The sequence below is a fragment of the Permianibacter aggregans genome (genome assembly GCF_009756665.1).
Lineage (GTDB): Bacteria > Pseudomonadota > Gammaproteobacteria > Enterobacterales > Permianibacteraceae > Permianibacter > Permianibacter aggregans.
Window position 1 is genome coordinate 289,090 of record NZ_CP037953.1, and the last position, 22,226, is coordinate 311,315.

24 protein-coding genes are annotated in these 22,226 nt (G+C 52.8%); 14 read left to right on the top strand and 10 right to left on the bottom strand.

Annotation, left to right across the window (positions count from 1 at the left end):
* Nucleotides 1–175 precede the first annotated feature (175 nt).
* On the bottom strand, nt 176–1,228 hold the full coding sequence (locus E2H98_RS01345; protein ID WP_133589898.1) for an MBL fold metallo-hydrolase: 1,053 nt from the start codon (nt 1,226–1,228) through the stop codon (nt 176–178).
* Between the two features lie 141 nt (nt 1,229–1,369).
* On the opposite strand from E2H98_RS01345, the gene E2H98_RS01350 reads away from it, so the two are divergent.
* Nucleotides 1,370–1,909, top strand: a complete 540-nt coding sequence (locus tag E2H98_RS01350) for an RNA polymerase sigma factor (RefSeq protein ID WP_133589900.1) — start codon at nt 1,370–1,372, stop codon at nt 1,907–1,909.
* A 4-nt stretch (nt 1,910–1,913) separates the two neighbouring features.
* Nucleotides 1,914–2,288, top strand: a complete 375-nt coding sequence (locus E2H98_RS01355) for a DUF6768 family protein (RefSeq protein ID WP_133589902.1) — start codon at nt 1,914–1,916, stop codon at nt 2,286–2,288.
* Between the two features lie 40 nt (nt 2,289–2,328).
* On the opposite strand, the gene E2H98_RS01360 is transcribed toward E2H98_RS01355, so the two are convergent.
* A complete protein-coding gene (locus E2H98_RS01360) occupies nt 2,329–2,745 on the bottom strand; it encodes a GNAT family N-acetyltransferase (protein ID WP_133589904.1) in 417 nt (138 codons plus the stop codon).
* Nucleotides 2,746–2,933: 188 nt separating this feature from the next.
* Between E2H98_RS01360 and E2H98_RS01365 the strand changes: the two genes are divergently transcribed.
* Together E2H98_RS01365 and E2H98_RS01370 are read left to right on the top strand one after the other, a co-directional pair.
* The gene (locus E2H98_RS01365) at nt 2,934–3,407 is read left to right on the top strand and encodes a bacteriohemerythrin (protein ID WP_133589906.1); all 474 of its coding nucleotides are present in this window, start codon (nt 2,934–2,936) and stop codon (nt 3,405–3,407) included.
* A 150-nt stretch (nt 3,408–3,557) separates the two neighbouring features.
* Nucleotides 3,558–3,950 (top strand): hypothetical protein, encoded by a 393-nt coding sequence (locus tag E2H98_RS01370; protein WP_211342557.1) that lies wholly within the window; start codon nt 3,558–3,560, stop codon nt 3,948–3,950.
* A gap of 122 nt (nt 3,951–4,072) precedes the next feature.
* Here E2H98_RS01370 and E2H98_RS01375 read toward each other — a convergent pair whose 3' ends face one another.
* Nucleotides 4,073–4,933: a DMT family transporter gene (locus E2H98_RS01375; RefSeq protein WP_133589910.1), complete on the bottom strand. Its 861-nt coding sequence runs from the start codon at nt 4,931–4,933 to the stop codon at nt 4,073–4,075.
* A 285-nt stretch (nt 4,934–5,218) separates the two neighbouring features.
* Between E2H98_RS01375 and E2H98_RS01380 the strand changes: the two genes are divergently transcribed.
* Both E2H98_RS01380 and E2H98_RS01385 read left to right on the top strand, forming a co-directional pair.
* Entirely contained in the window at nt 5,219–5,428 is a 210-nt protein-coding gene (locus E2H98_RS01380) for a cold-shock protein (protein WP_133589912.1), read from the top strand.
* Between the two features lie 425 nt (nt 5,429–5,853).
* Nucleotides 5,854–6,573, top strand: coding sequence for a hypothetical protein (locus E2H98_RS01385; RefSeq protein WP_133589914.1), 720 nt, complete (start codon nt 5,854–5,856; stop codon nt 6,571–6,573).
* 103 nt (nt 6,574–6,676) lie between these two features.
* Here E2H98_RS01385 and E2H98_RS01390 read toward each other — a convergent pair whose 3' ends face one another.
* Both E2H98_RS01390 and E2H98_RS01395 read right to left on the bottom strand, forming a co-directional pair.
* Nucleotides 6,677–8,356: a M20/M25/M40 family metallo-hydrolase gene (locus E2H98_RS01390; protein ID WP_157591202.1), complete on the bottom strand. Its 1,680-nt coding sequence runs from the start codon at nt 8,354–8,356 to the stop codon at nt 6,677–6,679.
* 167 nt (nt 8,357–8,523) lie between these two features.
* On the bottom strand, nt 8,524–9,435 hold the full coding sequence (locus E2H98_RS01395; protein WP_133589918.1) for a sterol desaturase family protein: 912 nt from the start codon (nt 9,433–9,435) through the stop codon (nt 8,524–8,526).
* Nucleotides 9,436–9,957: 522 nt separating this feature from the next.
* Between E2H98_RS01395 and E2H98_RS01400 the strand changes: the two genes are divergently transcribed.
* Complete coding sequence (locus E2H98_RS01400; protein ID WP_133589920.1) at nt 9,958–10,500, top strand: PEP-CTERM sorting domain-containing protein; 543 nt, start codon at nt 9,958–9,960, stop codon at nt 10,498–10,500.
* Between the two features lie 107 nt (nt 10,501–10,607).
* Here the strand turns inward: E2H98_RS01400 and E2H98_RS01405 are convergent, their stop codons facing one another.
* Both E2H98_RS01405 and E2H98_RS01410 read right to left on the bottom strand, forming a co-directional pair.
* Nucleotides 10,608–10,832: a hypothetical protein gene (locus E2H98_RS01405; RefSeq protein WP_133589922.1), complete on the bottom strand. Its 225-nt coding sequence runs from the start codon at nt 10,830–10,832 to the stop codon at nt 10,608–10,610.
* A gap of 164 nt (nt 10,833–10,996) precedes the next feature.
* Nucleotides 10,997–11,374, bottom strand: coding sequence for a VOC family protein (locus E2H98_RS01410; protein ID WP_133589924.1), 378 nt, complete (start codon nt 11,372–11,374; stop codon nt 10,997–10,999).
* Between the two features lie 311 nt (nt 11,375–11,685).
* Between E2H98_RS01410 and E2H98_RS01415 the strand changes: the two genes are divergently transcribed.
* Nucleotides 11,686–13,227, top strand: a complete 1,542-nt coding sequence (locus E2H98_RS01415; RefSeq protein WP_133589926.1) for a putative bifunctional diguanylate cyclase/phosphodiesterase — start codon at nt 11,686–11,688, stop codon at nt 13,225–13,227.
* 119 nt (nt 13,228–13,346) lie between these two features.
* Here E2H98_RS01415 and E2H98_RS01420 read toward each other — a convergent pair whose 3' ends face one another.
* Nucleotides 13,347–14,327 carry a BsuPI-related putative proteinase inhibitor gene (locus tag E2H98_RS01420; RefSeq protein WP_133589928.1) on the bottom strand — a complete coding sequence of 327 codons (981 nt, stop codon included), beginning with the start codon at nt 14,325–14,327 and terminating at the stop codon, nt 13,347–13,349.
* Nucleotides 14,328–15,178: 851 nt separating this feature from the next.
* On the opposite strand from E2H98_RS01420, the gene E2H98_RS01425 reads away from it, so the two are divergent.
* From E2H98_RS01425 to E2H98_RS01445, 5 genes are all read left to right on the top strand, one after another.
* Nucleotides 15,179–16,039: an alpha/beta hydrolase gene (locus tag E2H98_RS01425; RefSeq protein WP_157591203.1), complete on the top strand. Its 861-nt coding sequence runs from the start codon at nt 15,179–15,181 to the stop codon at nt 16,037–16,039.
* Nucleotides 16,040–16,218: 179 nt separating this feature from the next.
* A complete protein-coding gene (locus E2H98_RS01430; protein ID WP_198325204.1) occupies nt 16,219–16,644 on the top strand; it encodes a GntR family transcriptional regulator in 426 nt (141 codons plus the stop codon).
* On the top strand, nt 16,641–17,525 hold the full coding sequence (locus tag E2H98_RS01435) for an ABC transporter ATP-binding protein (protein ID WP_133589932.1): 885 nt from the start codon (nt 16,641–16,643) through the stop codon (nt 17,523–17,525). Before E2H98_RS01430 ends, E2H98_RS01435 begins: the two co-directional genes overlap by 4 nt.
* Entirely contained in the window at nt 17,522–18,208 is a 687-nt protein-coding gene (locus E2H98_RS01440; RefSeq protein WP_133589934.1) for an ABC-2 transporter permease, read from the top strand. The genes E2H98_RS01435 and E2H98_RS01440 overlap by 4 nt, the downstream gene beginning before the upstream one ends.
* Nucleotides 18,209–18,254: 46 nt before the next feature.
* Complete coding sequence (locus E2H98_RS01445; protein ID WP_133589936.1) at nt 18,255–19,415, top strand: acyltransferase family protein; 1,161 nt, start codon at nt 18,255–18,257, stop codon at nt 19,413–19,415.
* 304 nt (nt 19,416–19,719) lie between these two features.
* Here E2H98_RS01445 and E2H98_RS01450 read toward each other — a convergent pair whose 3' ends face one another.
* Both E2H98_RS01450 and E2H98_RS01455 read right to left on the bottom strand, forming a co-directional pair.
* On the bottom strand, nt 19,720–20,793 hold the full coding sequence (locus E2H98_RS01450; protein WP_133589938.1) for a pyridoxal-phosphate dependent enzyme: 1,074 nt from the start codon (nt 20,791–20,793) through the stop codon (nt 19,720–19,722).
* An 87-nt stretch (nt 20,794–20,880) separates the two neighbouring features.
* The gene (locus E2H98_RS01455; RefSeq protein WP_133589940.1) at nt 20,881–21,363 is read right to left on the bottom strand and encodes an Lrp/AsnC family transcriptional regulator; all 483 of its coding nucleotides are present in this window, start codon (nt 21,361–21,363) and stop codon (nt 20,881–20,883) included.
* A gap of 127 nt (nt 21,364–21,490) precedes the next feature.
* Here E2H98_RS01455 and E2H98_RS01460 point away from each other — a divergent pair, with 127 nt between their 5' ends.
* On the top strand, nt 21,491–22,117 hold the full coding sequence (locus E2H98_RS01460) for a glutathione S-transferase family protein (RefSeq protein ID WP_232475446.1): 627 nt from the start codon (nt 21,491–21,493) through the stop codon (nt 22,115–22,117).
* Nucleotides 22,118–22,226: the final 109 nt, after the last annotated feature.

Below are 22,226 nucleotides of genomic sequence, written 5' to 3' on the forward strand. Positions count from 1 at the left end.
ATATCCGGGGTGATGTCAGAATGATGTTAGAAACCATCTCAAAAATGCCTGGAGCTCGACAAGCTGTGCTCCTATTCGCGCACCTCACCATCGCTCAGACTATTTTTAAGATGACTTCTAGCGACTATAGCCCAAGGTGTCGGTTGTCGCCAAAAAATAACGTGGCTGGAGCGGTTTAGTCAGCGGTTGGCTCGTTATAGGCTGCCGGTATGCCGGAGCCTTGAACATACATACTAAAGATCAGCTTCAGCAACGCCGAGTCACCGGCAAACTGCTGTCGGAATGCCGATAAGTCCACTGACTCTTTCGCTTGCTCCAGCGTTTCACCTTTTTGCTTCGCTGCTTGAACCTGTGCGCACAAGTTATCCAGCAATGCCAGAATTTTTTGTGAGTACTCGGTATCGCGAAACACCGGGCCATGACCGGGCACAATCATCTCAGGCTGCAACGCCAGCATTTCTCTGAGGCTCTGCGCATAAGCACGCGGATACGATGTCGAACCGATTAGCGGAATCGGCCAAACCACCAAATCGCCGGCAATCAACAGCTTTTCGCTTGGCAACCAGACAATTAGATCAGAACGGGTATGAGCAGCACCAAGAAAGCGTATTTCGATCGGCCGCTTGCTATCTGTCAACACCAAGCGGGAATCCACCTCCAAATCCGGATAGATGATCGGCAGTGACCCCGCTTCGTTCAAATAGCGCTCAACCAGAAAAATATCGCTTTCGTGACTGCGACGTTCTTCTTCAGTGACGGGATTACCGGCAAGCCCTTTGCCGCTGCTTATTGCCTGTCGCAAACTGGCGACACCGCCGGCACCATTCTCCAGCAAGCCTTTGCGATTAGTGGCGCCGGTTGTCGATAAATCCTGATGAGTTTGCACATGCCCGATAAACTGCACATCGGGGTAAGCTTCACGCCAAACGCTATTGCCGAGAATATGATCCTCATGCCAGTGGGTGTTGATCACATAGCGCACGGGCTTATTGGTCAGCTTGCGCAGTGCGGCCAGTACTTCGCGGCTGGAGTCCGGGCTGATATTGCTGTCGACCACCACCACGTCTTGCTCATTGATGATAAACACATTGTTGGCATCAAACATCAAACCAGGCGGCTCGTTGCGTTCAGTGGCGTATATTCCATCGGCCAGCTTGTGTACCGTGAAGCCTGCGGCAACTGCTCCCGATAGCAATCCACAAAAACAGCAAAACATGATGCGCCACATCTGTCAGCCTCCGAAGCCATGTTTGCCAAAAAGGCTAGAGCGAACCTGGCCGGCAAACAAGGCATTATTCACGGACTTTTCATCTGTTGTGAACCTTTTGCCCGCCCAACGCTTCTTTAGGGAAACACACGGAGTTCATTGATGCAGCAAGCGGAAGAAGATCTGTTGGTCATGGCAGCGCAGCAAGGCAATGAAGCAGCATTCAACTATCTGTTTCGGCACTATTTGCAACCGCTGCGCCGGTTTGCCTACAAGCTAGGGGCCGACAACGACAGTGCCCAAGACGCAGTACAGGAAGCCTGGATACTGATGGCCAAATCACTGCACAAGATGCAGGACGTGCGCGCCTTTCGCAGTTGGTTGTTTCGGGCTGTGCGCTGGAAGGTGCTTGAGCGACACAAATCCGCTTCGCTGCCGACGGTACCGCTTGATGACCATATGCACGACGAGTCCATGGCCGTGGACGCCAACCTCGATGGCGATGGCTCGCAGAATTTCTTGCATCGCTGTATGCAACAGCTGCCGGCCATCGACCAACAGGCACTGTATTTGTTTTATCTGCAGGAAATGCAGATTACTGAAATTGCCATCGCGCTGGATGTGCCGGCCGGCACGATCAAATCCCGATTACACCGGGCGCGAATGCAACTGAAATGCTTGATGAACGACAACGAGGAGTAACACGATGAATATTGATCAACGCATCAAAGCGGAGTTGGAGCAAGAGTCAGCCGAAATCGACCGTATTCTCGGAGAAGACAAGGGTATCACGAGCATGATGGCCAACAGCATGAAAGGAAACCTGGGTCGTTGGTTCTTGATCGCCAATTTGTTTGTGCTGATTTTCACTGGCGCCATGATCACTGTTGGCTATCAGTTTTTCACCGCGGACGAAACCGGAGAGCAGGTGTTTTGGGGCATTCTGCTGGTGCTGAGCCTGCAAATGCAAATAGGACTAAAACAGTGGCTCTGGCAGGAAATGAGCCGCAGTTCGCTGTTACGAGAAATCAAACGGATGGAGCTGGCGCTGGCACGGATGTCCGAAGGAAAATCCACCTAGCCAACGCATTGCAGGGGAGCCTTTTGCTCCCCTTCTTGCTTCACTCAAACTGCTTCCACATAAAATACCGATTATGTCCCAGCGGAAATCCAGCAATCTCGCCAATCACTACGAAGCCGAGTTTGCGATAAAAATCGAGCGCCTGGAATGACAACGTGTCGACCTGAGCGGCAACACAGCCACGAGCTTTTGCCTGTTGCTCTGCTCGCTCCATTAGTTTCCGGCCAAGACCCTGAGTCCTGGCCGATTCATCAACCCAAACCACCTCAATCAAAAAGTGTTGGTAAACCGTGCGCCCCGAGACGCCAGCAATCAGCTTGCCGTCATCGGATTTGGCAACGACCGTCAACGGCGTCGAATCGACATAGCCCAGGATCTTGGCGTTGAATTGCCTGACACCATCAACCAGTGCCTGCACAAGCGCCTCATCGTGTTGATCCAGTACTTCTACTTGCATCGCCTGTCATCCCCCTGCATTGATCATTGGTTGATTACGTTGCAGACAACAGTAAGAAATTTCCAGGTAAATTTGATCACCCTCGGCCATCTCCTGCTGCAGTCGTTAACAAACCTTGATCCGGCGCAAATCCTTACCGAATGCAGGGACATAAACTGCCGGCCTAGCGCCAACCATGAGCAGCCCAGATGACCCGATTACCGCCAATGCGCTGGACCCGCCTGTACTCGGTCGGCCACCCGACCATGGACGCCCAGCACCAGAAATTGTTTGTGCTGGTCAATGAGTTGATCCAGATGCAGGATACGGACTCCATCAGCCAACAACAGGCGATTCGCGAAACCCTACCGAAGCTGGCACTGTACGCAGAAAAGCACTTTCATGCGGAAGAAATGCTGATGGCCAAAGCCAAAGCCGAACACCTGGACAACCATCGACAAAAGCATGCAGCGTTATTGAACCAGGTTACCGAGTTGCAATACAAAGTCGGTAAAGGCGAGTTTCCGCCGTTCCAGGAAGTGTTGTTGTTTCTGCGCTACTGGCTGGCTGAACATATCCTGGTCACCGATAAACGTTATGCGCCGGCAATGGCGAAACTATTGATCGAAAATGAACTGACCAATGGCACTCAAGCCAGTGTTGAGGCATTGGAGTTATGGTGAATCGGCGGGCGATATTTGTGATCCGGTATCGCCCGCAGTCGCCAGAGTGAGCCGTGCGCTTATCGATACCATTGCCCGCCGATTGCTGTCAGAATACTGCAGGATTTCAAGCGATGGAGAATCGGCAACGTGAGATCGGCAGTCCACGCCATGCTCGTTGTTTTTGCAGCAATGTCATCGGCTGTTCCCAACGCCAATGACTTGGTTTGTCGTCCGTCAAGCAAGCACTATTGCGACGCTGGCGGCTGTGCTCGCGAAACCGAAGGATTTCAGCATGCCGAAGTGTTTTACTATCATCACGAGGCAAAAACCCTGACCGCCTGCCTTTGGACCAATTGCTATTCCGACACCGTTTCGGTTTTCATTTCCCCTGACAAAACGCAGAAAAGCCTCGTTGGCTGGTTACCACCGGATCATTCGCCGGAAATGTATCCACCAATGTTGATTACGATGACCATCGACAACGACAATCACTTCACCGTGAGTTGGCAACATCAGGGCAATGGCGTCACCCTCGATCACGGTATTTGCAAAGCGCAATGATTGAACTGCGTTATCGCTTTTGCAGTTCACCTTCGTAGATCAACTTAAACTCATGAAATTCGTAAAGAAAAACTTCGGATAACACGCCGGGATCAGCATCTATTTCTTTGCATGCTGCGGCGTCATTGTCCGCCAGCTATCGCGGCAGGCTCCCGACGTTTCCAGCTGAACCCACCGATCACTGCGCCACCAACGATAAGCAACATGGCCAGCAACACTTCACGGCTCAGCGCCCTGCCGGTACACCAGGCCAGCAATAACGTCGAAAGTAGCGGTGTCATGTAGGAAAGCGTGCCAATGACCCGTGGGTCACCACGCTTGAGCCCGGCATCCCAGGTATAAAACGCCAAGCCCATCGGCCCCAAGCCCAACAACAGCAATCGCCAGCCGTCGCCTAGATTCAATGAGAAAACAGGCTCGGTCAGCAGGTGCAACAGTATCGCCAAGGCACCGCTAATCAAGCAGAAAAGTCCAACCGACGCCGTCGACATCGTGACAAAGCGCTTACTTAGCAAGGAGTAACCGGCCCAGACAAATGCGGCCGCCAATGCCATCAAATAACCGACTATCGATGATTCATCGGTAATGCTTGGCGAAAAACCGATCAATACATACGCACCGGCAAAGCCCAGCAAAGCCCCCAGCAGGTGTCGCGCGGTTAACTGAAAGCCACTCAACAGCAACGGCGTTAATACCACAATCAACAAAGGCCATAGATAATTGAGTAGATTCGCCGCCACCGGGTCAGCTAGACGAAACGCCATAATCAGCAGAAAGTGATAGCCAAAAACTCCCGATACACCGAACACCAGCAAACGCCAATCGAAAGACCAGCGCCGATAACGAAAAATCGATAGCGAACCGCCGGCCAGCAGCGTCACCGCCAACAAAAACAATGGCGGGACATGAGTCAGATGAGCGACCAGCGTTGCCAGGCAGGCCCAGAGCAGAATGGAGATGACGCTATAAACCAGGTAGTGCATGTACCCCTCAAACCGAACGCGATCCCGACAAGAAAAATTATCGACGGTCTCAACCCAGCCCGGCAATGGCTAGAAGAGTTCCCGATGCGGGGAAAAAGATATTGGTTGACGCTCAGTAACTATACCCGTACAGTTGCGCCCAGCTAGAAAGCTAGGCTTTGATTTTCGCTCCATTTCGTCGTTTTATTCGTAATACCTCGTCCTGTAGTTCCAAGTTTCAGTCTGATTTTCCCGCTGCATTCACGCAGAAAATGCGTTTTCATTTCATTCCTACAGGAAAATATTATGTCTAACACCGTAACTGGTACCGTCAAATGGTTTAACGAATCCAAAGGTTTTGGCTTTCTTGAGCAGCCAAATGGCCCGGACGTTTTCGCCCACTACAGCGCCATTGCCAGCACTGGTTTCAAGACCCTGGCCGAAGGTCAGCAAGTCAGCTTCCGCGTAACACAAGGCCCGAAAGGCCCGCAAGCGGAAAACATCGTTCCGGTTTAATCCGGCGATTGGACAGGCAGATGCCTTGCCACAGCATAGAAAAGCGAAGTGCATGCACTTCGCTTTTTTGATCCTGTTTCTTACTGGCGATGTGCAACGAACAATCCGAATGGTGGCCAATTATTCGCCAAAACAAAACGCTCACAATCACTGAGCTTTGATTACCAAGTTCCGTCATCCCAACGTGCTAGGTAAATCGGTATCCCTCCAATCGACTAGATGGATTGCTCTAGCGCCGGCCTACCGATACCTGTAGCCATCAAATCAGGAGCGAAATATTTCGTTCTTGATATCTAGCAAAACCGTCTTGAATACCTTAAATTCCCGCCGCTCGCTCGCCACCCCTACTTGGCGTCAAGAGACGTGCCGTACCTAACATACGGTTGATCCAGTTCAGTAGGAACTCTGCCACAGGAACCCGGCAAATGTTTGCAAAACCTCTTTTAAAATCTCTTTCAACCCTATTGCTCACTGCATCTCTAAGTCAAGCCACCCATGCAATTTGGATTGGTGGTGAGGATGTATTGACGCTGGACTCGAGTGAATCATCTATCACTGTCACCGAGTCGGCTACATTAAATATGATTGAAGGGAGCGGCTCAGCATTTATTGATGCGTACGACCAGGCAACCATCAACATTCATAACGCGGGCCACATTTCTTTTATTGATGCTTACAACGACTCAACCATCAATGTTGATGGAGCAAACATTTCTTGGCTTACACTGCATGACAACGCCACATTTGATATAGATCGCGTTAGCACCTCATGGCTCACACTGCGTGACAATTCATCAGGCACCATTCGTAGTGGCGATTTCTCGTGGGTACAGGTGCTGGATAACTCAACGGCAAACGTGTTGAGTTTGAGCACATCGTGGTTCTTGTTGGGAATGGATGCTCTGGTGAATGTTTACGGGGAAAATTTGAGCTATTACAACGGATTGGTCTCTGGCACGACATTGGATGGCTATGGATATTCTTTCCGGGCCTACAACGTTGATAGCAATGGCTATATTCTGGACAATATTCCAACCAATATTCGCTTGATCAACGGACCATTTGCCGTACCCACCCCTGCGGGCATTGCATTGATTTTACTTGGCGCACTTTTTCTACTGCATCGGAAGTCCAAGCGCTCTTGAAAAGAAAAGGCTCCGTTTGGAGCCTTTTCGTTCTGGTGCCAGCACCTCTTCTCAACCATCAAAATCATGCCTTTGCGGCAAGGTGAGGCGCTTAAACGCTGCGTTACAAAGGCAACTCACTCAAGGCCTTCCGCTCTTTAGCGCGTTGACGCTTTTCCGCTTTCTCTTTTTCCAGTTGCTGCAACAACTCGCTTGGTTCGGTCGGCATTGGCTTGCGCGGCATGCGCTTGTCTGCCATGGCAGCCTTGTAGGCGAACGTTGCCAGCATCACCGACGCTTGGCGCATGTCGTCCGGCAGCACGTGATCGAAAGAATCGATGTGGGTGTGGTGCAGGCGCGGCATGTAGTCGAGCGGGTCTTGTACGAACTGGAAGCCGGGCAGACCGACATTGTCGAATGACTCATGATCGGTGCCACCGGTAGCATTGGTGTTGACGATGCCTTCAGTCAAGTCCGATAGCGGCGCAAACCATTCCGCGAAAATGGGCTTCACGGCGATATTGTTTTCGGTGTAAATGCCGCGAAATTTTCCGCTGCCATTATCCATATTGAAGTACACAGAAAAGCGATCGTAATCCGGCTTCTTGCTGATCGGAAAGCCGGGGGAAGTCCAGTACCACGGCTTCAATTCACGCTCGGCCGGATCAGAGGGTTTTGGTCGTGAGGCCAGGTGCTGCTCCACGTAAGCGCGCGAACCATAAAGCCCCTGCTCTTCCCCCGACCACAGGCCAATGCGAATGGTGCGCTTGGGCTTGACGCCAATTGCTTTCAAAATCCGCATGGCTTCCATCGTTGCCGCAACACCGGCCGCATTATCGACTCCGCCGGTGCTGGCATGCCAGGAATCCAAATGTGCACCGATCATGACGATTTCGGCGTTTTTGTCGGTGCCCGGAATTTCCGCAATGGTGTTGTAGGTGTTGTGGTCTTCATCATGGAAACGCGCATCGACCGACATCGCGATGCGAGGCGTTTCTCCTTGCTCAATAAAGCGCAGCAGTAACTGATAGTGTTCAGCTGCCAATACCAGGGCGGGTATCGGAAAGGTTTTGCCAACCGTGTGATCATGGCCAAACACACGGATCAGTCCGCCATCGCGACTGCTGCGATACAGAGCGGCTTTTGCATTCTCCTGCTTCAGGAACGTTGACACCGCATCACGAAATGCCAAACGTTTGCGTCCTTGGGCAATGGCATCCGGCGCACCGTGAGCGTTGCTGGCCGGCCGCTTCAGATCCAGGTTTTTCATTTTGCCGAGATCTTCGCTGGTGTAGCGCTTGAACAGTTCGGGCTTTGGTTCTTCAATTTCCTCAGGCTCACTGAGCATGACGATTTTGCCGGCCAGCTTGCCGCGATATTTCTCCAGCTCCGACTCCGTGACGGCATCGAGAAACACCACGTCACCTTCGATGCTGCCGTTGGTCCCTGGCGTCCACGCTACTGGCAACGCCGAAAGCGGCGCTTTGCGCGGACTTTGCATTTGCACATAAGCACTGTCGTAACTCCAGCCCCGGCCAAACGCAAAGCCTTCCAGGTGCACGTTTTCCAGACCCCAATCCTTCAACTGTTGCACGGTCCAGGCGCTGGCCTGTTGCATCTGTGGGGAGCCGGTCAGGCGCGGGCCAATGCGGTCGGTCAGGTGTTGCAATGTATGCATTACCTGCGAGCGATAAAGCCCTTCATCGCGAATACGGTTAATGGTTTCAAGATCGTTTTTGGCGCTGACAGTGCCACTGATGGTGGCGCTCAGCACCGTTGCGAGCAACAAAGGACGAAAAGCCACAGATGGTCTCCGGTTATCGTTATGGAAAAGCATCCGGAGCATAAACTTGCTATGGCTTGTATAGCAATTGTGAATAGCGGCATGAGCATCATGCGCTTCCGCAACCCACGTAAGCTTGGCAGGTGTTATTCGCCGCCAGCAAACTCTTGCCGAAACGCTGACGATGGTTAGCTGGATTTATCCTTCTCACTTTGTTGTTTACGTCGAGTCGAAACGGTATCGGCGTCGTCAGGTTCGGAAAATGGCAGCAAATACATTTTCCAGATTGGTGGCTGCCGTGGCCCGATACCCGTCTGCTGCACCGGCCCGGAACTATAGGTGCCGAAAAGATGATCCCAAAGTATGGCGTTGCAGGCGTAGTTGGTATTGCTTTCGGAAAAAATCAACGAATGATGGCGGCGATGCTGATTGCTGCAAGTCACGATGGCATTGAAAATGGGCGTTTGCATATTCACGTTGGCATGCGTAAGTAACACATTGGCAACCAGCAGCGCCGAGGTGCCGGAAACCGCTTCGCCAGAAGCTCCTGTCAGTGAAGCGATAACAATCAGCGGCAACAAAATGAAAACCAGCTCAAATGGATGATTGCTGCCGGCGTTGACGCCATGAAGATCATGAAAACCGTGGTGAAAGCCATGGCCGGATATTCGCCAGAAAATGGCCGAGTTATGTATCACGCGATGTACCCAGTAATAAACCAAATCGGAAAGCAGGAAAAGCAAGACGATTTGCAGTGCCAAGGGCAAATTAACAGGCGAAAGCGCCGGGGGTAATGCCCAGGCTTTCAAGTTTGGCACCAGCACGGCATCGTAGAAAACCAGCAGCACGCCTGTGGCAAACATGCCGAGCAGATACACGCCGATCAACTTGGCAAACATTGTCAGACCAAGGCGCCAGCGGGGGTTCGCCGGAACGAGTTTTTCCAAGCCAAGAATAATCAATAGCGTAATGGTCTGCACCAGTAAAACCGAGGCGTCATCCCGACCTGTCGTCCACCAAATCAGCAGCGCCAACGCCAGAATCACCGGATGACCAATCCCGGCTACACCATTGGTGAATTGATTTTTCGTCTTATCCATCTTGACCTCGAAAAACGCCGTCCGGTAACAACACGCCGTCACCGCTTGCGGAATGACACTCGTTCAACAGCCACCCCGATCATCGGCAACCATACGCCAATTGCAGGCAAAACCCGACAGCGGTTGTGTCGGATTTTGTAATCAAAGCTTTCGAACTGCCGGCACTACTTAGCGGGCGACTCCATCCAAGCACCTGGCGAAATGATTGAAACCTGATTCGATCGTGAATCGTTAACTTCGTTTTTTTAAAAGCCCCTTCGCTCCTCGATTGATTCGCGGGAGTAATTGGCCCCGGAACCTTAACCAGGAATTCCGCATTGCAACATGCGGGTATAGAAATAATCACAGGGAAAAGGAGTGTAAAGAGATCTCAATTTCCCGCCACAAAGCGTCAACCTTTTTTACACTGAACAAAATTCATACAAAACCAGCCGCCATAACCCATTGAAAATCAGGAAAATTGTGAACTGGTATCAATTTTGCTCGACTGTAGTCGGAATATTCCAAGTGGAGGGTCATGTTATGCACAGCTTCAAACTGGGGAAAATTGTGCTCGCCGCTCTGTTGTTGGCATTCAGCACCGTTAGCCAGGCCAGCCTCATCACCTTTACTTTCACCACCGACCTGCCGTCACCATCCGCCGATGGCTTCTTTGGTGGTTACATCACCTTTGATTCCAGCGATGTATCGCCCGGCAATTCGGTTTCCGCAGCCAGTTTTGTCGATTGGGGTTTTACCTTTGGTAGTGATATGGCGATCTTCGCCGCCGATGGTACCGCTTCATTTGTCTTGGGCTACGACACCATCACGTTCGATGCGTTCGGAGGCATCACCAGTTGGGCGATTTGTGTCACGACTCCAGGCTCGGGCTGCTCAGTCTCCGAATTCCCCGGCTTTTATTCGGATAGTGCTGGCAATTTGAACTATACCTTGGGCGGAGGTGGCGTATTCAACTCCAATGTAAACGGCAGCTGGGAAGGAACCGCTGTTGTCGCCGAACCTTACACCGTGTTCCTTTTTGGAATGGGCCTTGTTGCCTTGGGCTTCGTGCGTCGCCGTCAATAAGTACCGCAAAAATATTCTTACTCAAGAAACGAAAGCCACCACACCGTTGTGTGGTGGCTTTCGTTTTTCTTCACGCTAACAATCGAACGTAACGCTATCGATAAACGCTACTTGCGCAAAGCAACATCCGATTCGCCATTCTTGCTCATCAGGTACCGCGCCAAAACACCAAGCAAAGCGCAGGAAATTCCCAGCACAGCGCCGAACACCCCCATCCACACACCCGATACAGAAAGGTTGGCACTGACACTCGCGGTAATGGCGGTGCTGACGCCAGAAGCCATTCCTGTCAAACCGGCAATCACGCCGAACTTTTCACCGTTGGATTTCATCGCGCTACTCCTGTGCTCCCGTTACACGCCTTATCCGGCGTTCTGGTCGTCACTTTGTAAAACAACACGCTACCGCAGACAAAAAAGATGATAAACGGCGTTTACTGATGAAGAGCGGCAAAAACAACAGGATGAGCTTGCGCGCGTTCAGGGGCACTCATTGTTTACTTCATCGAATGCAGCCCAAAAATATTGCCTTCGGTATCAACCGCCAACGCACAAAAACCATATTCACCAATGGCAAACTTTGGCTGTTGAAGCTTGCCGCCGGCTTTCTCGACCCGCGAGGCTTCGACTGCACAATCCTCGCAAGAGAAGTACACCAACACACTATTCTTGCCCGACTCAAAACCCTTCATTTTTACCAACGTGCCTGAAGCGCCATAGGAATCCATATCGGACGGGAAAGCCCACATTTCAACACCTGTATCTGTTGGATCACTCAGTGCATTGAGTTCCACCATCAATACCGACTGATAAAACGCTTTCGCTCGCTCCATGTTGCTGACATAGATTTCAAACCAACCAACGGGATTTTTCATGGGTACAGTCCTCTTGCAGTGATGCCCTGAAGTTCGGGCTCCAAATAATGGGAAAGACAAGACGGGAAGACGGCATGCGGCTTGCCAGAAATATGCTACATCCGGCGATTACCAATTGAATAAGCACCGCCGGTTACCTTAGCAGGCTTTTCTTGCCATTTGCATCCGGTAATCGCGGCCAATACTGGTGTATTTTTCACTACGGCACCGCAACAAACCGGCAAGCCGAAAGCGGCTGCATGACTCGCTATGGCGTTTGCCATCGATGAACTAGACTTTCCACGAGTGTTCGCTGTCCAGAGGGGCTCTTGATGCGAAGGGAAATCGGTTCCGCTATAAAAATCGCGGTCATCTATGCCGTCGTCGCGGGTTGCTGGATTCTGTTCTCGGATATGGCGGTTTCCCTGTTAGCGCCGACGCATCAACAACTGGCATGGATGCAGACCATCAAGGGATGGTTCTTTGTCGCCGTCACGGCCTTGCTGTTGTTTATGCTGGTGATGCGGAGCTTGCGGAAGGTGCGTGATGCCTACGATCTGGATGGCCTCACCGGCTTGTTGAGCCGCAGTTCTTTCAAACAACAGTTATTCCGATTATCGGAAGAGTTATCGGAAACACAGGTGCTGATGGTTTGCCGCCTGGATATAGACAGTTTCGGCACACTCAACCAGACCGTCGGTTCAGATAGAGCGGACGAGTTTCTGCGCGCACTCGCGGGGGAATTGAAAAAGCATTACACCGCTCAGGATATTATCTGTCGTCTGCCGCCTGATGAGTTTGTCATATCCCGGGCGTTCAATTCAGATGAACTGATCGCCAAGGAAGCGCTGACGATAGAGAAAATCTTCCGCAATGTGGCTGCCAAGCAAAAGCATGAGCTGACATGTTCCATCGGTGTTGCCGGCTACCCCAGTGACACCGATGATGCTGATGACCTGATGGAAGCCGCAAACGCCGCACTGCGAGAAGCCAAACGCACAGGCAATCGCATTTGTTTCCACAACAAACAACTGGCTCAGGCCGAGCGGCAGCGCAGTGATTTGCTGAAAGAACTTAAAGTCGCGCTGACCAACGAATCATTGAGTTTGGTTTATCAACCCAAATACTCCGCAGACAAACTACGGATTACCGGCGTTGAAGTGCTGGTGCGCTGGCATCATCCTTACCATGGAACCATTTCACCGGCGATATTTGTCCCTCTTGCCGAAGAGAATGGTTTGTCGCGTATACTCAGTGAATTCGTCGTCACCAAGGTGGCAAAAGAACTCCCTGCAACCGGTTTGCTGGGCAATGCCATTCCTCATGTATCGATCAACATTTCCGCAACGGAATTCAACAGCGCGCAGGCAATGGAAAACCTTTATGACTTCATTCAGTCGCAGGCGCAGCTGGCGCCCTATGTGCGAATCGAAATCACCGAAACCGCCACTCTCAATGATATTGGCAAAAGCTCAGCCCTAATCCGTTCACTGCGTGACAGAGGGCTGAGTTTTTCCGTAGACGATTTCGGCACCGGTTACACCTCGCTGGCGATGTTGAAGGACGTCACGGTAGATGAAATCAAAATTGATCGCAGCTTTGTTGCCGTTATAGACAGCGATAGCCGAGCCCGAACCATCGTCAGTGCAGTCATCGCCATGGCCAGCAATTTCCGAATCGATGTAGTGGCCGAAGGTGTTGAAACCGAAGCGCAACTGAATACCTTGCGAGAAATGGGCTGCAAACAGGTTCAGGGTTACTATCTCGCCCACCCCATGCCGATCAAGGCATTGGTGGAGCATCTAGAAGTTGCACAGACTCACGCTACCAAAAACAATCCCACTCAGCCGTATTCATCAACCCCCAACTTCTAGCAAAGACATACTGAACGAGTGCTACTTGGCTACCTCGTTCGGAATGCGTCACGGCAGGTTACCCATAACAAAATCTTCCCGCCCGGCTAATTACACCGGGCGGGAGCTCTTGAATGGCATCAAGGTCTGCTGATGGTCATCCGTTGATCAATATACAGCGGTGCTTCGGCCGAGTACTGCACACCGGTAAATACGCTGGCCTGCGGTGCGTTGCTGCCGGTGATGGTGATTCTCAGTCGATAGCTACCGACATCAAGTATCTGACCATTGAAGTCCTTCAAGGCGATTTCACCACCAAATCGGCGCGACTCACCCGGAGCCAGTTCAATGCTGTGAAACGCCATCATGAAACGCTTGTCGGCAGACCAGGTATTCAATACCGTGCCGTCGGCAGCAAGAATGGCGATGTCAAACGTCTGTGAGGTATTGAAATGGAACCCGATCGATTCATCAGAACGATTCTCCAGCGTCAGGTATGCCGACACCGTGTGCTGTTCATTGCTCATGATCCGACCAATCGGAAACTCGGTAGCCATGGCGATACCATTGTGCACCGGATAACTGACGCCACCTACATTGGCGCGGCTGAGTTCATAGTGTACTGGACCGATAAGGCTTTGCTGCGCGTACGACACCAGGCCAAAGCGCGGCACGAACACTGCTTCCAGCAGGCCCGCATCAGCGCACTGCCCGGAAAAAGTCAAGCGCGTGGCGTTGCTGAAATTTCCAGCGCTCGTAGTGCTGACATACTGCTTATCTGCAATGGTTGCCTGGCTCGTGCATTCATCGACACTGACGTTGAAAACACTGCCGACGGGGCGAGAAAAATCCACCAGCAATTGGGTTTTGCCGCTATTGAGCCAGTAGACTTTCTGGCTGGCGTCGTCACTCCAAACCCATTGCTGAGACTTGCCCATAAAGCTGGAGTATTGCTTCCAGTTGGCACCATATGTCTCGATTACCTTCACCGTTACTTCATTGCCATCGTGGTGAAACACCTTGCTATCACCGGCCTGCATTGGCAAATAGTCGTTCGCGGAGATCATCGCGCTCGACATCGCAAGGCTTCCTGTCACCAACATCTTGAACAACGTGTTCATTGCATTCTCCTTTTGAGCAATGGATGGGATGTTCAAAACATTTTTTATGCGACAGACTTCTCTGACAATCAAAAACAATTTCTCGTTGTGATTAATTTTTCTAATGTATGCGCTATCAATCACCGCCGCACATGGCGTGGCTGACGCTTGTTGAACTGAAACTGCGCGATGAAGTTTTTGTGACGGCGAGATTTTCTGCGCACAAATCAATCGAACCGATCAAATAAAGCGCTACTTTAGCGCCGATTGTACAATCATGTATCTACGCGCCACTCGAATAGCTGGAGATATTTTGCGCAACACAACGCTTCAATCTATACAAGCATTGCTGACTTAGTTATCACTCAGTAACTACCCAATTGAAGCAACGTACGAAAGAGCTTTATCCAAAACTTTGCTACTGCATTCATTTCAACCAATCAGACTTTCGCATTTATTCTAAGCACGACAAGACTAGGGCCTGTTTACCTTTGCCACACCGCTGCGACGGAGCCGCCCGTTGCGCAGTGGTCGCGCGCGTTCCTGACGCGCTTGCGACACTTCCCACTTCCCTGTGGGGCGCAGGAATGAGAAGCGTGGTGTACTTGACGTACATGAGCGACGAATGACGCCGCAATGCGCTACGGGCGGCCCGTCCCTTTGGGTTGCGCCCAGAAAAGCGCCATGCCGCGTTGCTCGTTGTTCATTTAGCTCACTAAACTTCTCTCCTCGCGTCTTGCCTGGCACTTTTCTGGGCGGCAACGCTGTGGCGTGGCAAAGATAAACAGGCCCTCAACGCCTTTCGCCTCAAAACTTGTGCTGCCCGGCTATTGGCTTGACACTAACGACTGATGCAACCTGGGCACCACGCCATGCGCCATTTGTTAATTCCGGTAATCGCCAGCACCATAATCAGCACTGCATATGCCACGAACAACCAGCTGGAGCGCAGCGTGTGCGGCTCATTGAAAGAACCGTTCACGTTCTGGATGTGGCGAAGCGCAGCCGGAAGTCCGGCGAATAACGCGGCTGCTCACTATTCGAACGTGCAGCCCCTTGAGCACCGCACAGCCGACGGCCGCCTGCTGCGCGGCTACCGGATAAAAAGTACACAAGCTGACGAACGTTTTATTGGCACCGTCTTGGTTGCTCAAGGAAATGCCATGCTGGCGGACCAACTCCTGCCGGATCTCAGCACTTTTGCGGATGCCGGCTTGGATGTGTGGATCTTTGACTACCGAGGCTACGGCAATTCAGAAGGAAAATCGCGCCTGAAAGCCATGGTCAGCGATTACCGGGAGTTGTTTGCGCGCCTGCACTCAACGACGCAAGGGAAGCATTTTCTGTATGGCATTTCCTTCGGCGGTATCGTCTTGCTAAACGTTATCGGTTCCGGCATTGCGTACGACCGCGTCGTCATTGATTCGACACCAAGTCTGATCTCCAACGAAGGCTGCCCTGCGGAATACGATCCAGCCGCCAACTTGCCCACCGATGCTTCGCGCTTTTTGCTTATCGCTGGCGAACAAGACAATGTGGTGTCGCCAGAAGCATCGAGCAAACTGATGAACCTTGCGCAATCACGCGGTGCCCGCGTGGAAATACGTGGCGAGTTTGCCCACCCGTTTATGGACAAGTCACTGCAACTGCACCAGCTACGTCTGAAACTCGTCAGGGACTTTTTTACAACAGTACCGCCGGCAATAAATAAGGCAATCTCATCGCAAGAATAATCAGGCGAGGTTTTCACCCATTGCGCCTGCAACTGGACCACGCCGCCACTCCATCACAGTAGTGCTGAATAGTCGCCGCCCCTCCAGAGTCAGCCAACTCAAAACCCCTTCATTGCCCCCCTACTTGACAACCGGGTATATCTGTATATATTGACTATACACAGCAAATGGCAGGCCCGATGAACACCGAACTTCTGCTTTCCCCGCACTCCAGCAAGCCAATGTACGCCCAGATCGTTGAGCAAATTATTGCCAAGGTGATGGCGGGCGAATGGCAAGCCGGAGATGCCCTGCCATCGATTCGTGAACTGGCGAGCACCAGCCAGGCCAGCGTGATCACGGTGAAGCGCGCCTATCTGGAACTGGAGCGGGCGGGAGTGATCGTTACGCGTCAGGGTAAAGGCTCCTTCGTCGCCGATACGCTTGAGGCAACGAGGACGCTTGCCAGCGAGGAATTCCAGAGCCGTCTCAATGCATTGCTGGAAGCTGCCCAGAAGCTGCAGCTCAGCCGCCAGGAAATCCTGGACCGGGTCGAGCAAGCCTTGGCAAGCCGTCCCAATATCGAATCTTCGTCGACAGACCAAAAGCAAAGGAAACCAACATGAACTCCGCGGTCGTGCTGAAAGGTGTCAGCAAGCAATACGATGACTTCGCACTGCGCGGCATCGATCTCCACTTACCATCAGGCCAGGTCATGGGTTTGGTTGGTGTCAATGGTGCGGGCAAATCAACATTGCTAAGGCTATTGATGGGACTGATCCGCCCCGATGGTGGTGAGGTCGAAGTGCTTGGGCAGCGGCTGCCGCAAGCACAAGTTGCCGTCAAACGTGATGTGGGTTACGCCTCAGACGACATGCGCCTGTACCGTGGTCAGTCGCTGCGTTGGCACATGGACTTTATTGCGCGCATCTATCCCGGCTGGGACGAAAATTACGCGCAGGATCTGCTGAAGCGCTTCAATCTGAAGTCGCAGCAAAAACTCGGCGGATTCTCGCACGGCCAGCGCGTAAAAGCGCTTCTGCTCCTGGTATTCACCCGGCATCCACGCTTGCTGCTACTCGATGAGCCAACCACAGGACTCGATCCGATCGCCCGTGGAGAAGTGCTTGAAGCGCTGGCTGATGTGCTGCGCGACGAGCAACGCTCAGTCTTGTTCTCCTCGCACAATACTGCCGACATCGAACAAATTGCCGACTCGATCACCTTCATCCACGGTGGCGGCATCGTCGCTTCACGCGACAAGGAATCATTCCTCGACAGCTGGCGACGAATTCTTTGTCAGGGGCAACTGTCGGCGGAAATACGCCAGTTACCCGGCGTCGCGTCGATACGCAACAGCGCGCCCTTAATCGAACTGAAAACCAGCGCCTTCGACGCTGGCACTCTGCCTGTGTTGCAATCACTCGGGCTGACGGTGAAATCCGTTGAACCCATGTCGCTCGAAGATATTTTCGTCACCACTGTTCGAGGAGACAACACGCCATGAATTGGCTTGCATCCGATGCCGGCATGGTCCGGAAGTTGATTATCAAAGACTGGCAGGTTTATCAAAAACAACTCGCCGGTTATGTTGCCGCCATGTTACTCGCACTGAGTCTGGTCGGCATGGGTACGCCGTGGATGGCGTCGGCTGGTGCGCTGCTGCTGCTGGTGCTGTTACTCGTGGTCGGCACCTACGCGATTCAGTCATCAATCATGGCCGAACGCAAACAACAAACCGTACCATTCATCATGAGCCTGCCAGTCACTCCGATGGATGTTTATTGGGGCAAACTACTCGCCAACCTGATCATATATCTGGTGCCATTTGTGCTGGTTGTCGGTGGCCTTCTCGCACTGATTCTGACCACGCCACGCCCCGATGGAGCCGTCATCTGGGTGGCGGTGGTCGCAATGTTCATGCTGGTGATTTTCTGCATATCGCTATGCGTAGCCATCGCCGTCGATTCTGAAGGTTGGAATGTCTTCACGATGCTCGCCTTGATGACACTGATCGGTCCGTTCATGTATTGGATCAGCGGCTTCGATGGCATCACTCAATACTTGAAAAGCGATGACATCGTCTGGAGCGCGCCAGTTATTGCTTTGCTTTCGGCGGAACTGGCGGTGATCATTATCGCGATCCTCGCCACCAGTTGGCTGCACGCGCGCAAGACCTCCTTTCTTTGACAGTCGGCAATTCTTCAATGGCGGTAGTGGCGTCAAGGAGCATTGAATGCAGCGTGAAGATCGCCTTCATTACATGGACAACTTGCGTGCGCTGGCCATGCTGGCCGGCGTCGTCTTTCATGCCGCACTCGCCTACAGTCCGTTGATGCATCCCATCTGGCCAACGGCCGATACCGGGCATGCCCTAATCGTCGATATCGTCGCCTGGTTTTTCCATTTGTTTCGAATGCCGCTGTTCTTCGTCGTCTCAGGATTTTTCGCGGCATTACTCGTGAATAACCGTGGCATGGCCGGATTTTTCCGGAACCGATGCGCGCGAGTACTACTGCCGCTGCTGATATGTCTGCCACTAATCATCACGAGCTTGCACTGGCTGACCGCCGAGGCAGCCGTCAATGCGGCACAGCCATCGCCAGTGCTGATCTGGCTTCGTGCTTACATTGCAGAAAATGGCGCCATGCCTTACGCGCCAGGTTGGGCGCATTTATGGTTTTTGTTTTACCTCATGCTATTCACCGTGCTGGTGTGGGTTGTCTCCGCTTTCGAGCTTGCTCGCTTCAGCAAGAAAATCGCAACGCTGCATCCTGCCATTTTACCGCTTGCGTTTCCGCTGTTGCTCACGCCGGCGTTGGCTGGCGTTACCGTACCCTGGTCTGCGCCAGAATTTTTCTTGCCGTCGCTCTGGGCATTGTTTTTTTTTGGCGCCTATTTCGCTTTGGGCTATCAAATGTTCCTTTCGACAGCGCTGCTTGAGCGCCTACGCTCGCGGTCCTCACTATGGCTGATTGGCGGACTCGCAGCCTACGCGGCACTGTTTTGGTTGAGTAACGGCTTTATCAGCCAAGGCAACGCCTCGCAGCACTTCGCGTACGCGTTGTTGGAAGCTTATGCCGGTTTTTGGCTGACGCTCTGGTGCTTGATTACTGCCAAGCAATGGCTGGATAGCAGCAACGCACTGATGCGCTGGCTCGCCGACGCCTCGTACTGGGTTTACCTCATCCACCTACCGCTGCTGTTCGCGATTCAATACCGGCTATTGGATGTAACGATGCACTGGACCGCCAAATTCGCCATCGCACTCATGGCGACACTGGCGCTCTCTTTTCTTAGCTACCAGTTGTTGGTGCGACATACCGTAATGGGAAAATTGCTTAACGGTAGAGTTCCGAAAAAACGCCACGGCATCGACGTGCCGAAAGCCATATAGAAAACATTGCCAACATCTGCTCGCTTCACAGCGTAGAGTCAGACCACGTAGCCATGTGGCGCTGACAGAATAAGCGTTGAAAAAACAGCAGAAAAACTGTCACTGAAGCCATCTCAGCGTGGCTATTGGCCCGGCACGCTATCTAGCGAATGCGGCACTCATGATCGTTCGTCATAATTAATCCGCATCTCGTCGCATGCGCATCATCCCGCAAGATGATTTCCCACTGTTCACGAGAAAACCATTTCCATTCAGCACCGCAAGCGCACTTCGCCATTACGAGTGCGCTTGCTAACCAGGTAATTTATCGCCGCTCGGTTACCACCAACAACACCTCGCTGCTTGCATCAAGCTGCAACTCAGCACGTAAGCTGTGCGACGGCGCTACCCGTAATAAGCCGGCAAGACCAGCTGCGCCGGATGGTGTGGTGTTTGGGCCGCCGACCTCATGCAAAGTACGCACGGCGTCGTGCAAATCGTCATCATCGACAGAGACACACTTGACATGGTAGCGCTGCAAAACCGCCAGCGCCGGCGCCGATGCCAAACCGCATGACAGCATTTCGGCAGCCGTGAGCAAACTGCCCTCAACCTGCACCGGACGGCCACTTTGTAGCGCACAGGCAACGCAGGCCGCGGTACTTGGCTCGACCACGACAATTTTTGCTGGCGCGCGCAAACTGGATTGCAATCCTTCGGCCATTGCGGCGGCCAAGCCACCGACACCCGCCTGAACAAAAACATGACTGGGTCGACTCTGCTTTTCTTCACGAAGTTGAACCGTCAGCTCCTCGGTAATGAGGCGATAACCAGCCATGACATCGCTAACCACGGGGTCATCGGGGTCGCTCGAGGTGTCTGCTATCAGCAAGCCCATATGACTCGCCGCGGCGGCCGCCGACACCGCCTCATCGTAACTGCCATTGACCCAAACGATCTCTCCATCCATTTGCTCGATGCGCGCGGCACGCTCAATGCTGACGCTTGTCGGTAAATAGATCACTGCGCGCGTACCCACTCGCTGTGCAGCGGCGGCCACTGCCAGACCGTGGTTGCCATCGCTGGCGCAGATCAACTGCGGCAAATGATTGCCATGGCGGGTTTGCGCCAGTAATTGCGATACCGTGTTTACCCCTATCGCTTTGGCCAATGCCCGTAAACCAGCAACCATGCCACCCAACACTTTGAAGTTGCCCAATGGTCGTTCGTTTTCCGCTTTCACCAGAACACGAGCAACGTCGAAACGCCGTGCCAATTCAGGCAGCTCATGCAAGCGGGTTGGTTGGTAGTCTGGCCACAACTGGAGAATATCCGGAATCATTTTTGCAGACTCACTGGCGCCGTACACCGGTAATGGGATGTCCATCAAGCTTGCCATCACGAGCTGCGGCTTAACGGCTAAATCAGGAACATCTACGCGGAAAAACGGCGCAAAAATAGCGTTTTCGCTGAAAGCCCGATTCGATCAGTCTGAGTTTTCCGATGCCAACGGAACCGGAATCGTCAAGCCGCGTTTGACAATGCCCAGCGCAACATTGGTCGTGAAGCGCGAGACATTGGGATTCTCGCTGACCAGACGCGACATCAAGGCGTCGTAAGTTTCGGTATCAGGCGCTGTCACGACCAATACGAAGTCGGCTTCACCGGTGACGTAAAACGCCTGTTGAATGCGTGGTTCGGCCTCCAACCATTTGCGCAACTGCATCAGCAGCTCCGGTCGCTCGCGCTCCACCTGCAGCGACACCACAAAAAAGCTTGGCCGCCCTACTTCCTTCGGCTCCACCAGCGCCGTTTCGCGCACAATCACGCCCTGCTCACGCAGACGCCGCAACCGTCGCTGAATAGCCGATGGCGACAAAGCGACCTGCTCAGCGAGTCGCTCAGTGGTTTGGCTGGAATCCGCCTGCACAAGGTTGAGCAGTTGGCGATCAAAGTTATCGAGTTTCATCTGCCGCATCTTAGCGCGCTACCACGCGGAAAAAAATCAAAACCACCGCGCAGAACGCCGCCAATCCTCATTCGCCGCTTTTAGTATTTCTTCACAAACGGTCTTACACGCCAATCAGGATTCATTCATGACCCCGATGCAACTGCTCTACCAAACCCATTCCCCCTACGCCCGCAAAGTGCTGGTGTGCGCCCATGAACTTGACCTCGCTGAACGAATAGAAGTCATCCACCACGAGACCAGCCCTACCCAGTGCAATGCCAAAGTCTTCGCACAAAACCCCCTCGGTAAGGTGCCGGTACTGTTACGCGCCGGCCTGCCGCCAATTTTCGATTCCGATGTGATTTGCGCCTATCTCGATACCCTGCATGACATGCGCAAACTGATTCCGGCAGAGGGCGAAGCGCGCTGGCATGTGTTGCGCTTACAGGCTGTCGCTCAAGGCCTGGCTGATGCCGGAATCGCGGTTCGTTGGGAAACGGTGCGTCGGCCAGAAGCGCTTCGCTACGCACCACTGCGCGACGGTTATATCAGCAAACTGACCGCCAGCTACGATTGGCTGGAACGTGAACTCGACACCGATTCTCCGCTGCATATTGGTCATATCGCCCTGGCAACGAGCTTGGACTGGCTTGAGTTTCGCGCGCTACCCAGCTTCCGGGAAAGCCAGCCGCGACTAACGGCCTGGTTTGATGAATTCAAGTGTCGGCCATCCATGCTTGCCACACCATTATCAGGCGAAACGCAAGATTAGGGCCCGCCCCGATTTTTGACGATAAGCGCGCCTGAAACAGATAAAAATCCCGTTCACTCAGCCGCCCGAGAATAAATCGTTTCTTCGAAAGAAATCGTTGCACGCCACG